The sequence below is a fragment of the Erwinia typographi genome, assembly GCF_000773975.1.
GTDB lineage: Bacteria > Pseudomonadota > Gammaproteobacteria > Enterobacterales > Enterobacteriaceae > Erwinia > Erwinia typographi.
Genome location: NZ_JRUQ01000068.1, coordinates 1 through 12926, shown reverse-complemented (window position 1 = coordinate 12926; position 12926 = coordinate 1). Strand labels below are relative to the sequence as shown.

The 12926-nt window shown below is 58.4% G+C and carries 16 protein-coding genes; all 16 read right to left on the bottom strand.

Annotation, left to right across the window (positions count from 1 at the left end; translation table 11 throughout):
- Nucleotides 1–2: 2 nt before the first annotated feature.
- From traF to NG99_RS22385, 16 genes are read right to left on the bottom strand one after another with little or no spacing between them, the layout of a single operon-like run.
- The gene (gene traF, locus NG99_RS22460) at nt 3–791 is read right to left on the bottom strand and encodes a type-F conjugative transfer system pilin assembly protein TraF (protein WP_034898028.1); all 789 of its coding nucleotides are present in this window, start codon (nt 789–791) and stop codon (nt 3–5) included.
- The gene (gene traN, locus NG99_RS22455; RefSeq protein ID WP_034898026.1) at nt 788–2623 is read right to left on the bottom strand and encodes a type-F conjugative transfer system mating-pair stabilization protein TraN; all 1836 of its coding nucleotides are present in this window, start codon (nt 2621–2623) and stop codon (nt 788–790) included. Before traN ends, traF begins: the two co-directional genes overlap by 4 nt.
- Nucleotides 2620–3246, bottom strand: a complete 627-nt coding sequence (gene trbC, locus NG99_RS22450) for a type-F conjugative transfer system pilin assembly protein TrbC (protein ID WP_034898024.1) — start codon at nt 3244–3246, stop codon at nt 2620–2622. The genes traN and trbC overlap by 4 nt, the downstream gene beginning before the upstream one ends.
- Before the next feature lie 20 nt (nt 3247–3266).
- Nucleotides 3267–4262 carry a conjugal transfer pilus assembly protein TraU gene (gene traU / locus NG99_RS22445; protein WP_052130840.1) on the bottom strand — a complete coding sequence of 332 codons (996 nt, stop codon included), beginning with the start codon at nt 4260–4262 and terminating at the stop codon, nt 3267–3269.
- Nucleotides 4259–4648, bottom strand: a complete 390-nt coding sequence (locus NG99_RS22440; RefSeq protein ID WP_034898022.1) for a hypothetical protein — start codon at nt 4646–4648, stop codon at nt 4259–4261. Before NG99_RS22440 ends, traU begins: the two co-directional genes overlap by 4 nt.
- Nucleotides 4648–5280 (bottom strand): type-F conjugative transfer system protein TraW, encoded by a 633-nt coding sequence (traW, locus tag NG99_RS22435; RefSeq protein WP_034898020.1) that lies wholly within the window; start codon nt 5278–5280, stop codon nt 4648–4650. Before traW ends, NG99_RS22440 begins: the two co-directional genes overlap by 1 nt.
- Nucleotides 5280–5495, bottom strand: a complete 216-nt coding sequence (locus NG99_RS22430) for a TraR/DksA C4-type zinc finger protein (protein WP_034898018.1) — start codon at nt 5493–5495, stop codon at nt 5280–5282. The genes traW and NG99_RS22430 overlap by 1 nt, the downstream gene beginning before the upstream one ends.
- Nucleotides 5488–5970, bottom strand: a complete 483-nt coding sequence (gene trbI / locus NG99_RS22425; protein WP_084110609.1) for a type-F conjugative transfer system protein TrbI — start codon at nt 5968–5970, stop codon at nt 5488–5490. Before trbI ends, NG99_RS22430 begins: the two co-directional genes overlap by 8 nt.
- Nucleotides 5952–8567, bottom strand: a complete 2616-nt coding sequence (traC, locus tag NG99_RS22420) for a type IV secretion system protein TraC (RefSeq protein ID WP_034898016.1) — start codon at nt 8565–8567, stop codon at nt 5952–5954. The genes trbI and traC overlap by 19 nt, the downstream gene beginning before the upstream one ends.
- A 2-nt stretch (nt 8568–8569) precedes the next feature.
- Nucleotides 8570–9142, bottom strand: a complete 573-nt coding sequence (locus NG99_RS22415) for a TraV family lipoprotein (RefSeq protein ID WP_034898014.1) — start codon at nt 9140–9142, stop codon at nt 8570–8572.
- A 42-nt stretch (nt 9143–9184) separates the two neighbouring features.
- On the bottom strand, nt 9185–9418 hold the full coding sequence (locus NG99_RS22410; RefSeq protein WP_052130839.1) for a hypothetical protein: 234 nt from the start codon (nt 9416–9418) through the stop codon (nt 9185–9187).
- A complete protein-coding gene (locus NG99_RS22405) occupies nt 9415–10782 on the bottom strand; it encodes a TrbI/VirB10 family protein (protein WP_034898012.1) in 1368 nt (455 codons plus the stop codon). Before NG99_RS22405 ends, NG99_RS22410 begins: the two co-directional genes overlap by 4 nt.
- Entirely contained in the window at nt 10775–11548 is a 774-nt protein-coding gene (locus NG99_RS22400; RefSeq protein WP_034898010.1) for a TraK domain-containing protein, read from the bottom strand. The genes NG99_RS22405 and NG99_RS22400 overlap by 8 nt, the downstream gene beginning before the upstream one ends.
- Nucleotides 11532–12101: a type IV conjugative transfer system protein TraE gene (traE, locus tag NG99_RS22395; RefSeq protein ID WP_034898008.1), complete on the bottom strand. Its 570-nt coding sequence runs from the start codon at nt 12099–12101 to the stop codon at nt 11532–11534. The genes NG99_RS22400 and traE overlap by 17 nt, the downstream gene beginning before the upstream one ends.
- A gap of 18 nt (nt 12102–12119) precedes the next feature.
- On the bottom strand, nt 12120–12425 hold the full coding sequence (traL, locus tag NG99_RS22390) for a type IV conjugative transfer system protein TraL (RefSeq protein WP_034898006.1): 306 nt from the start codon (nt 12423–12425) through the stop codon (nt 12120–12122).
- A gap of 19 nt (nt 12426–12444) precedes the next feature.
- Entirely contained in the window at nt 12445–12849 is a 405-nt protein-coding gene (locus NG99_RS22385) for a type IV conjugative transfer system pilin TraA (protein WP_034898004.1), read from the bottom strand.
- Between the last annotated feature and the right edge of the window lie 77 nt (nt 12850–12926).

Sequence of the window (12926 nt, the reverse complement as noted above, 5' to 3'; positions counted from 1 at the left end):
GATTAATACTGCGCTTTAAAATTCGTGGACACATCAAGGAAGCGACGGGCCAGGTCATCCTGGGTCATAAAACCATATGCCAGGGGCTGGTAATGTTCGCTGCCAGGTTCAACCAGCATTAATGCGGGGAACTGACTGACGCCCATATGCGCCGCCTGTCCGCTGTCCGGCCGGGTCTGCGGCAGCCCGTCACTTCGCGCCCCGTCCATGCTCACCGGAATAAGCGATAACCCGTACTGCTGTGAAAACTGGCTGACTACGGTGGCCATCTGATTATCAACCGGGTTGCTGCCCCGGTAGAACAGGAACAGGCCATAGCGCTGCCCCAGCTCATGAATGGCGTCATTTTGTTGCTGACGTGCCGCCGTCTGCTGCAGCGTTGCAGTGCTGTTATACCGGCTGTGCGCCAGGTTGTAGTCGAGGTACGGATACAGCAGCAGCGCCTTTTTGGCCGACTGCGTAAACTGCCCGGACAGGTTCACCAGGTAAGACTGCATCCGCAGATAATCTGCCGCTTTCTCAGGCGAAGGGGCCAGAATGGCACTGTTGAGCTTTTCTTTTGTCAGCTTCTGCAGCAGCGACATCTGTAAGTTTGGTGGCAGGACGCTCAGTGGAACGGTGTCGTCCTCTTCGGGGTCGTCTTCCGGCTGTGGCTCGTTGTACCAGTGCCAGCCGACGATCGGGGTATCCACATAGGTGCCGGTGGATGAAGGCGCGGGCTGCTGTGGCGTGTTGTCCGCCAGCACACCGGCGGACAACAGCAGGAGCAGCACCGGGAGGGCAGGCTTCACTGAACACCTCCGGCCATTTTGTCAGCAATCTGTTGTTTCACCCGGTCAATCAGCGTCTGGTCGGCCGGCAGCGTGGTGCCGTTCTCCAGATCGTCATAGAAATCAGCAAAGTTCATCTGATCGAACTTCAGGCGCTTCAGTTCATCAACCGTCAGTCCCCGGCAGTCCGGCGAGTCACCGCTGCCGAAACCGATGCCCAGCTGACCACGACGCCCCTGGTCCTGGACGATTTTCGCGAGCTTGCTGTCAAACTGGCAGTAGCCTTCTTTCTTCTCCAGACAAACACCCAGAACCTTGTGCGCACAATACGACCCCACGTAGATACTCAGCTTGCGTTTTTTGGCCTCCGCCAGCGCCTTTTCTTCGGTATTGCAGCTGGCAAGCCCGGCATCATTACCCCAGCCGCTGTCCTTACAGCAGTTGCTGAAACCGGCCATCGCCTTACGGCAGCTGTGCCCTTCACCGGTAAAAGCGGATACGTTGACACCGTTCAGCGCCGCAATGTCTTTTCCTGCTGCTGCCAGTGCCGCCAGACCGGAGACGGCTGACTGGAAATCGTTAACGCTGTTATTTTCAAGGTGATCGCAACTGCCATCGGCACAGACCAGGTCACCCCCACACAGCTGGGCTGAGCCACTGACCTTTTCTTCACAGGAGAAGATGGCCTGTTCCCGCAGACAGTGACCATTCAGCGATTCCAGGCAGGTGGTGCTGGCGACCGTACAGGCGGTGTTGTTCATATACTGATCGCAGGTTCCGTTATCTGCAGACTGCGACACATACGTGTCGGTGTACTGCCAGCAGTCGCTGTGAAGCGTGTACTGCTGACCGTTAAAGGTGAATACTCTGTCACCACCGGGGTCAGTACAGACGCTGCCGGTCATGACCTGGTCAGACTTGTCAAACGGACATGTTTCGGTCCAGACCACATCGGGCACCCATTTTTTCGCGGGCACTTCCACCCGGAGCGTAATGGTGAAGCTGTAACGCATATTACTGTTCTTCCAGACAGCGTCAGCCGCAGGCTGACTATTTTTGGTACGAATAGCGAACAGCATACCCGCCCCCTCCGTCAGCTGCGCACCACTGCTCAGTGCCGGACTCCCCGTATCCTCATCCATCGAAATCAGCCCGAAAGGGGTGGTCACCCGCATAAACCAGCTGGCGTTTCCAAATGCCAGATGTTTATTCCAGGAATAGGTGGCGGTGGCGGATACCACTCTCCCGGTCACCGGAGCAGTCCAGACGCCGGTGTAACCGGCATCAGAGGAAGAAAATGCAATCGCCTGTGACGCAATAACCACCTGCCGGATTTCAGTCGTGTCTTCTTCATGTCCCCCGCCCGCCGTCGCCGTGCGGGTACAGGCCAGTTCAACGGCAGGCGTACGCTCACAGGTATAATTGGTGATTTGTGTCCGGTTCACGTCCACATCCTTACACTGCGTGTCCGTCCCCCGGGTGAGGGTCTCTGCCTGGTCTTCCACATCGAGCGAACCACTGATAAAGGGCGCATCGGTGGAAATCGGGTCTGACGGGCGATTGTTGATCACATCCATAATCGTCTTACCCGCCTCACCGTTATGCATCTCGCTGTTACCGGCGTTTTCCAGGTCGGTATTACTGGTGGCGGTGGTTCCGCCGTAATACCCTGACTCATCCGGGTTCGCGGTATAGCCGGGAATGGTCGCTGCGGGGTCGGTCCCCTTCATTACCGTCATGCCCTGGTCCTTCACGCTGCCGGCATATTTTGCCGCCTCGTCGTACTGTTCGCTTGCCTGCACGGATACGGCAGATGCCAGCAACAGAACACCCGGAATCAGCTGCTTTTTCACGATGCACCCTCCTTCAGCAGTTTCTTCGCCGTCTCGGCACAGTCCCCTTCGGCTGCAATCCGCTCCAGCGCCTCTTTCAGTTTCATGTTGCCAGTGATGCGGTCATATCCGGCATCACAGGTCACCACCAGAGCCGGTACCGTGGTAATACCGTATTTGCTGAACTGCCGGGGATCTATCTGCCCCCCGCCCTGATTATTCTCCCGCGCCAGGCGAAAGACGGCTTCCACGGTCTTACGGAAGTTGTTATCCACCAGGCCGTTGATCAGCGCAGGAATATGGAAACGGGTGGCGGCCGGTACCATCTGTTTCAGGCCATCTTCCGGAATGGAGAACGACAGGAAATAAAGCGCATCAGGACGGACTTCGCTGTCCGGCGCAACGGCCGACTGCACCCGGCGCTGCATATCCCCCATCCACTGGCGGTCGGCCCCGGAGAGTCTGTCCTGCAGAAGGGTGTTGACGTCCGGCACCGGCGCCGTGTCCTGTGGGTGTTGTCGTATCGCCGCACTCTGCTCCCGCAGGGCGCGAAAAAGCTGCTGATCGTCCGTCAGACCATCAGCCTGCGCACAGGCAGCCGCCATCAGTGCACCGAAGAGCGCCGTTAACATCCGTTTGTTCATAGAAAATTACCCGGGAGTACTCAGAGGAAGACGCAGTTACGCTTGCGCCAGATGAGGTAACCAAAATTCTGCCGGCTTGCCGGTGTGGCATGTCCGGCTTCCCACGCCATCACCGTACGGCCAAACGGATGGCATCGTCCCGCATCCGGATACATATTGACCATCTGATAGCGATAGCGGTCTTTCGGCATGACGGGAGACGGGTACTCATAGCACACGGCCGTATCCGCGCCGACGCTGTTCAGGATCATCCCCTGGCGGTGCAGCTTGTAGTCCATTCGTTCAGAGAGCAGGACACTGGCGGCCTGTGGGCTGGCCTGATTGGAGACAAACCCCGTAAACGGGTACAGGCTGCCGTGCGAACCCGCACACCAGAACAGCGGGTTTAAGGGTTTTGAGACGGCACTGGCCAGCGCATCAGCGGCACAGGCCCCCTGCGCGATGGGATTGGCGAAAAGGAATGCTTCAGGTGCCAGCACCGAAGCCAGCGAGCTGTCATCCCAGGTCGGGTCCAGCTCGGACAGATAACCAATATCCATATCCCCGCCCTGCAGGCAGCCAAGGTCGGTAATAATATTGAGCCACCAGGTCAGTGGGTATTTGTACCAGTGGACGTGGTAGAAGGCGCCGGTATTGTCCGTCGCCTGGCGTTTCCCGCCGCCGCTGCCGAGCTTACCGGCACTGATACTGCCCCCACCGAGATTGACCATGCAGAACGGTGCGCGGGTCACGTCTGTCAGGGCAAACGGCTCCCAGAAGCCAATCGCAAGACCGATACGCTCAAACACCGGCGGCGGGGCCGGGCAGAACTGAATGGGGGAGCCCGGGTTCTCCGTATCCGGCAACGAGCCGGACGATACGGCCGCATTGCCGATGGTCATCGGGAACATACATTCCCAGCAGATATCGGTGATCGGGTTGACGAACCGTCCCTGGCATTCGGGTTCGGAGGCCAGCGTACAGGAACCGATGGTCAGACCGCAGGCCACCAGAAAAGCAGAAAGTCTGAATGTCATTTGTCCGCCTCCGGGTATTCCGGTTCACCCAGCCAGCGCTGCCGATCGGCATCAGACAGGCGATAACGGTCAGACACCTGCTTCAGTAACATGCGCATGCGTCCATTCAGGCGCCCAAGAATACACTCAGCGGTCGCCCTCATCTCACTGTCGGGCAACGCCTTCAGCCGGGCCGCAAGCTGCTCCACCTCCATCAAATCATACAATACCCCGCCATAAGGCTCCGTCAGCTCACGGACCAGAGACTCCGACCGTTCAGCCACCGCCAGATAGCGCATCACGATACCGTCAGCATCCTGGCGCAGACGGCGGTACTGCCGCCGCTGGAATATCACCACCGACAGCAGGATGCTGATAACCAGGTACAACAACGTTGTCATTAACATCACCGGGCCTCCTTCATGGGCGCTGAGGTGATTTTCAGCCGCTTACCGTCCTGCCTGACCATCGCCGGGATGTAACGAATACCCAGTTTCTTCGTCAGGACACCCTGCTGGTCGAACCAGATCCGCTCTGACAATGCATCAGCGGCACTTTTAATATTGCCGTTAACCAGAATGACCTTGTACGTGGGCGTGGGTGGGGTTTGCGCCTTCATCCAGGCGACCTGGCGTGCATCATCACCGTCGATAAAATAGAGGGTGGTATGTAACGCCAGCGTATCCAGCGGGTTCAGGGTATCGCCCTGTCGTGCAAAGACATGCCCCTGCGCATCAGCCAGCGTCTGGCCGACCACAAACGTCGGGTCATACCAGGTCGTGTGCGCCTGCGTGTCGGTGGCCAGTCCCTCAACCGGTACCGGGCGCAGCGTATGCGCCTCCACCCGATCCCGGAACTGTTGCTGTAATGCTGCCAGCTGGCCATTATCCTGCAGCCCCTGCAGGCGGTCCTTAATCAGCGCCAGAAAGCTCTGTTCCCGCACTGGCCAGACGTCGCCAAACGAGCCCAGATCTTTTGCCTCTGCTGTCAGGGCGCAGAACATCGCCAGGAACAGAAGAGAAACAGGTTGTTTACGCATCAGTATCCCACCTTATTTCTGTGCTCCAGCCTGCTCTGACACAGCAGGCAGGTGGCCGCCCAGGGCGCAGCCAGACGACGGGCGGCAGGTATAGCCTCACCGCATGACTGGCAGACATCGCGCCCTGACGTCCGGAGCTGATGGCGGACAGCCTGCACGGCCACGGTGTTCGTCAGCTCAACAACATCCTGGGCCACATCGACTTCATCACTCATCACCGTCCCCCCCGGCCATCCGGCTCGCCACCCCGGCCTGTACTTCGGCGGTAATATCACGGGCTCCGCCGACAACAGCGGGTGCGACCAGAATGACTGCACCGTGATGGCGCTGCCAGTCGGTCAGCGTGGCATTGAGAACCGCGTTAAAACGCGCGGTAGTGGCTTTCACCTCGTCATCGCTGAGATGACGCCCGGCGACCTGGGCCATAAAGTTATTCACCGTGCCGGTCATGTCGAAGCTCACCGTCTCCGGGCGCTGCCACTGTGCCAGCAGCATCGAAATCCCGGCATTCATCACCAGAATAAACGCAGTCACGCAGGCAACGGGGACCAGGCACCGCCGGCGGCGACGGTTGGGACGTTCTGGCGTGGGCGTTGATACGATATGAGGGTTCGACGCATCCTGTTGGGTGGCTTGCGGGGCCGCCGGTAATTCCGGGGACGCCGGTTGATTTACGACTGTATCTGCCATTGTTCCAGCACCTCCATTTCCTTCGCGTATTTTTTGCAGGCCAGAAGCCACAGGGCCTCCTGGACGGTTTTCCCCGCCTTCAGGCACTGCTCACGGAACTCAAAGTCATCCCCGTCAGACGAGAACATCACCCGGCTCAGCGGATCAAGGATCAGACGGTGATACGAGACCTGACCGGCCACGCGCAGCATAAAGGCGCTGAAATGCGCGTCTTTTGCTGAAGGGAAGCCCTCAATGATGGTCTGCTCCGGTGGGCTGAACTGCCCTTCGTTCTTCTGGTTGTACTTGCGGAACGCTTCCCGGTTCTGGCGCAGAATGATCTTGAACGATGAGTTGGACCAGGCGGCTCTGGCCGCGATACTGGCCTTGTCGCCGTCAAAGTCTTCGATCCCCTGGGTGATGGTGATATAGGCCCCGCCGTATTTACGCGCCGTGCGGTAGCCGTTCTCAATAAAATCGCCGATAAAGCCGTTTTCACTGGCCAGCAGCTTCCAGGCCTCATCGATGATGGCGGCCTTACGTTCACTGCGCGGGGACAGGTACATGCGCTGCTCGACGTAAATCATCATTGAGAACATGATCGCGGCCAGCAGGTCAGGTTTGTTCTTGAGTCGCCCCATCTCCAGCACGCAGAAGCGGACATTGTCATCGAGCGCCGGTTCGGGGCTGTTAAAGTACTCGCCGTAAATCCCACCGGTAGTGTATTTGTGCAGAGAGACCACCATTTCTTCCATCAGGCTGCGGACCGTGGTGGTGTCCCGGTATTCCGGGTCAGCGGTCCAGGCTTTCAGCAGCGCCTGAACATCATCAATCAGAACGGCATTCCCCCTGCGCCCCGACGGTGCCTTTCCTTCCCATACGGCCTGCACCGCGTTAAGCAGGATGGATTTGGCGGTATCATCCACCCTGCCTGACGGGTTCGAGAGGACGAGCAGCAGGTCACGGATACTCTCCGCCGACTCTTTGATGTCCACGATGCCGGCAAAGGGGTTGAATTTGAGGTCGGTGGCCTGGACATATACCCCACCAACGTTGGCACACAGGGCCTTGTACGAATCCCCCATGTCAAACACCCAGGACCGCCCTCCGCTGTCAAGAATTTGCCGGATGAGGGTCTGCATCAGGAAGGATTTTCCGCCCCCGGAAGTGCCGCACACCCCCAGGTTATAGTTGTCGTTACCCAGCCCTGATTCGCTGTCGAACAGATCCAGATACGAGAGCTGGTTACGGTACGACGGAATGGGCACGCCCTTCGGGCAGATGCGGTTATCCGCCACCACCGGCAGCAGGTTGGCAACATTGAAGGATTCCGCCCGGAGTGTCGCATTGCTGCGGTGCATATCACTCCATAACCCTTCCGGCATCAGGAACGGAAACAGCGACAGCCAGTTGCGCAGCTGCATAAAGGTGGGTGAGCACAGCGCGATACCATTAGCGCGGAAGGTGTTCTGCAGCGCCAGCTCGCACATCAGGGCTTTATCGTCGTCGTCTTCACAGAACAGCGTCACGTTAAAGCTGTAGCGCGCCAGCGCCGACTGTCCGGTGGACAGCCGCTCACGCAGCCCGTCCCATTCACGGGCAGCCTTTTTCACCCCCGGTACCCACTTACCGAACGGCGAATTCGCCCGCTTGTCGTTGGTGGCAAATTTACGTACCGCCTCGTTCTGGCTTTTCGCCTGCGGGTCCAGCACCGTGGTCAGCGAGATGGCAAAGGGACAGGGCACCGTTGAGGTCGGGTCCAGCAGGTTGCTCAGGTTGTTGCCGCCCTGCCAGAGCGCGAACCTCACCGGATTTTTCTCCGGCATGTAGCTCATAATACGGGTCTTAACCCGACCGCCGTCGGCGGAAGACTGGCTCTGGTGCAGGCAGTCCGGCGTGACCTTCAGGTTGATGGAGCGCGCCACACACTGGGCGTTCAGCTCTTCATACGGGTCCACCTCATCGGACGGTGGCGTGATGCGGTCATGGCGAAAATTCACCATCTCCCGCACCAGCCCTGCCAGGCCGTGGTCATTGAGCAGTACGGAATGCAGGCTCGCGGCAAACAGTGACTGCTGCACAATGCTCAGGGTCTGTCCCAGTGAGGCAAACAGTTCACCGGTATCCCGACGCAGCGGTTCGGCATAGCTGATAAAGAGACGGTAGTTACGCAGCGACAGCGGATAGCCCTTGTTGTTGGGCAGACCATAGAGTGCACCGTGTTCATAAAACGCCCGGGTCACCCGGTCAAAGCGCGCCGCCTGCTCGCCCTGCCAGGCCATATCCGACAGACCGATATCCAGCAGGTTACTGACGCACTTGCTGCCAAGCAGCAGTACGCTCAGCGGCTGTTCGCGGGGAAGTTTGTTACGCAGGAAGTTATCCAGCGCATCCACAATCCCGTCGTTGGCGCCAATCAGTGGCGTACACTCAAGGATAAAGCCCGCTGTTTTCTGGTTCACAAACAGGCCGCTGTCATTATCGTAATGCTGATACGGCAGCACGCTGACCAGGGAGGGATAGTCCATGTCCTCCAGCACCTCTCCGGCTCGGGTGGCACCATCCCTGCGCTGCCAGTCCGTCATCAGGCGACGGAACAGTTCATCATGCAGGGCCATACTCAGCTCCCTGCCCAGTGGTCAGGCTTCACCACAAAAGACACCACCGATGGCTGATGCAGGACATCGTCGCTGTCAATCCAGCCCGCAATCCATAAACGCGCCGTGGTCGGATTGACCCGTACGGGCTGACTGACTCCGGTGTCGGCATAGCGTTGAGCTTCGGTGGCAGGAGATATCACCGGCACAACAGAAGAAACCGGAGAGACGGCCAGTCGGTGAGAAGGCACTGCCAGGCCTCCCACATCCGGACGAACCGGTCGCGACGCGGGCAGTAACCGACTTCCCGTTGCCGCATCACGGGTGGCCGCCTGAATACCTGTCAGCGGTGACGGCGAGACCGGAACCGGGGCCAGGCGCGGCAGCGGCTCAGCAGCCGCTTCCCCCTTTCCCGCATCACCGCGGGTATCAGGTGTCGCAGAGCGAGAAGCATTTCCTGCCGCCTGCTGATTGGCCTGCTCCAGGGTGATGCAGCGGTCATGAGCGACAGCGTTGCAGTCAAAATCTGAGTTCATTCCGGCACAGCCGGAGAGCAGGCCAGCGCCTGCCAGTAAAGGCATGATCAGTTTGTTCATAAGATGTCCTGGAAAGCGAAAGAGATGAATGGCGGGATGGCGTTATTTTTTAGCCGTCATCCGCAGGATATCGCTGAGTGTGGTGGTTTTACCGCTGCCGGGCTGCCCGACGACCATCACATGCCCCCGCTGCGGTGAGTCCGTCAGGGCAAACGGACGGACGGGTGTGTTCAGTGAGATAAACGTTGAACAGTTCGCCAGGACGTGCCGGGCCAGTTCGGGGGAAAAAGGGCGTTTCTTACGGATAACAGCACGATCATCATGTCCGGGTTTCATCGCATACTCTCCTGCATTCCTGCCTGTATCTGGTCTTTCATGGCGCCAACGGAGTCCCCGAGATTAAGGCTACGCAGCGCTTCTTTAGTGATGGTGATACCGTTGCCGGTCGCTTTTTCCTGAGAAGATACAGCGGGCTTCTTCTCCTTCTTCACGTCGGCATACTGCAGCTGGAATCCTTCCTGGAAGACGACCGAAACCTGCACACCGGCACCGACCGGGATAACCGGGTGGTACTGCTCGGCGCGTTTGATGAAGTAATCCGAAAGGGTTTTGCCTGCCTGTGACGTGCCGCCGCCGAAACCGGCGCGGGCAACATCGCCGCCGCTGACGGTGCTGGCGGCCCCCAGGCCTACGCTGGTTGAACCGACATTCGAGATGGAACTGCCCATCGCATCGATGGCGCCACCGGCAAAGGCGTAACCGACAATCTTGCCGTTGCGGATGACCGGCTCGGCGCGGATGCCATTTTTCCCCATAAAGGAGACGTGCCCTTTGAAGGGCTGGTCAATCACGTGCCCATGAACGCGGCAGGAGAGACGATCGGTACGCAGCAGGGCGCGTTCGCTGGAGATATCACCGTAGGCTGCCGCCGTGACAAAGCAGCCCCGCAGGTCATACTCGCCGTCGTTCGGCAAAACCACCTTACCTGTCAGACGAAACTGCATCGGCGATGACGCGCTTTCCCCGGTAACCGCGGCGTTAGCGTCCGCCCCCTCAATGACCGTCGCGCCGACAAAACTCCCTGACGGGATATACGGCAGCGCCGGCGCATCATCCTTTTTTTCGCCGTAATCGATACGCATAGTGGACAGCCCCTGATTCAGCTGCGGGGCGATATTCACCGTCGTCTGATTGCCGGGAATGCCAGGGTAGAAGGCGGTGGGTGGTGGTACTGCACCGGACAGATTAGCACTGTTCCCCACGGGCAATGTTCCTGCGGGTGTACCCGGTCCGGATACTGCATTCCCTTTACCGCTTTCCCCGGCCTGGTTCATGGCATCAATCTGTGTCTGCAGCAGTCTGATATCCTCATCCTGTGACTGAATTTTGTCCCGGTAAGCTTTGTTTTCACTGGCGAGCTTATTGAGCTGATTTTCAAAGCTGGCCAGCTTTTTATCGGCTTCATTCGCGGTATGCTGCAAATCAGCCACCGCCGTATCACTGACTTTTTTACCGAAGGTACTGGAGGTCACCGCGCCGGTCATATCCGGCACCGGTTTTTTGGCCTGCGTTTTACCGGGGGCCACCTTTGAGGGTGTGCCGATATACCAGGCCACACCGCCGATAGCGCTTAAGCCCAGTGCAACCGCTATCAGAACCACCATCTGCTTACGCCGGGTCAGCACATTAATGTTAGCCATTGGCGTTACCCTCCCCTTCACCGTCATTACTGACGGTGACCCAGACCTGGGTATCCGTTCCCGGCATCAGCGTGGTGCTGAACGGAAATACCATCACCGCCCGGACACTCCGCGCCTGAAACAGACGCTCAGGAACAGCCAGTGAGCTGGCGCCACGGTTACGTACCGTCAGACGGTAAACCCGAAGCCCGCCCCCACTCCACATCTGCAGTGGCGTCACCGACAGACAGCCCGGCAGGGAAAACACGGGGGCTGCGGCCACCGGCGCTTCGGTAAAGCCTTCCGGTACACCACCGCTCAGAACCGCCTGCTGAATGGCGATCAGGGTCCGTACATAGGGCTGTGACCGCTCCCAGCGACGTGCATTGTCATGCTGTACCGGGCGGCCGGAGATAAACTGCAGCACCCGCCCGTCCCGCTTCTGCGGCACGCCAATGACCGACACCGTCAGCCCGCCTTCGGTACGGATATAGAAGGTGAACGGCGTCGTCTGTGCCGTCATCAGCTGCACGCCGCCGTTGGCCTGCCCCAGCGCCTTGTTATCGTTCAGAAACATCCCCTGCGCACTGTCCACGGCGATAATCCTATCGCCGGGTACCACGAGCAGGTTCGGATCCGTGTTGCTGAGCGCAACCCGGACCTGGCTGTCCGGCGAAACCGGCACCTTTACGGGTAACACAGCAACCGGCTCTGCCAGCACGCTGGCGCCCAGGCAGAGCAGCCCTGCCAGTAACGTCAGACGACATGCCTTATTTTTTCTTTTCATCCACCTGCTCCCTGAAGTCCTGAATGGTGGTAACCCCCCGGTGATAGCGCAGGACCATCCGGATGATTTTGTCTTCCGGCAGCTGCTTTCGGTTGCCAATCCACTGCTGTACTGTCCCGTGGATATCCACGATGCCTGAGGACGGATACGTGTCGAAGCCGGACAGATAAAAGGCGGTCGTCACGTTATTGTCGATAACGCGCTGCGCCTCGCTGGCCAGCACGTCCTGCATGGCGGGTCGCGCTTCGTTATCAAAGAAGCGCAGCAGCGCTTTGTGGTTGGCTTTCACTGACTCAGGCGACACGTTGTAGCGCAGGAAAACCAGCGACTCAGCCGTCTGCTCCAGATAGTTCGCGTCCATCCGGTTGCGCGTCAGGGTGAACGGCGTGTCAAACCCCACCGGGATATAGGTTTCTTCACGACTGTTAATCAGCGTATCGAGGCGCAGCCAGGCCACCAGATTGCCGGCCAGGCTCAGGCCGAAGAACGCCAGCAACAGAAGAAAAATGAGTGATGTGTAACGGGCCGACAGGCGCTTTGCCTTCAGGTCCATGGGAATACCTCCTGGGCATCAACGCAGCCACAGCCGGAATGACGAATCGGGAATGACCTTGTACATACCTTTGAAGAGTGAGGACGGGAGGTACCAGTAGCAGGCATTAAGCAGCCAGTCTGTACCCCTTCCCTTTTTGAAATACTTCAGACAAACCCAGAGCAGCACGGCGATAACCAGGCCGGCAACATACATGCCGGTATAAAAGCCCCATCCCATCGGTGCGAACAGGGCTATGGTTTCATCCATCGGGAGCCCGATGGGCCGCATCTGCTCTGTCAGTGTCTGAGGAAACGTAAAGCGCGAGGCGCGTTCCTCATCCATTGATTACGCTCCGCTTAACTCAGCCGCCTGAACGGGCAGCAATGATGGCGAAGATGATTTTGGTCACCACGATAAACACAGGAATAAGCAGGAAGGTCGCCGGGTTATGGGATTTGAGGTACAACAGGAAGACCAGCACCACTTCCGCCAGCATGAAGTAATACATCATGGTGGAGTCAGCGCCGAACGTATCATTCGCATCCGCTTTACCTGCGGCCGTTAAATCCTCGGCATGTGCCATACCGCGCGCGGCCAGGAATAATGCCAGCGGCACGGCCACATATTTAAACAGCGCCTTCGCGGTACGGTTGTTTGCCATGGACGGAACAGCTTTAACCGCTGAAACCATACGGGACAACAGTCCTTTTTTATTCCCCTGGCAGACAACGTCCGCCCCCTGATTTATCACTGAAATATCAGCCATTTCTTTTTTTCCTTAAATGAATAATGAAACGAACGGGCAAACATGCCCCCACTGCACCCTGTAGTGGTTGAATAATC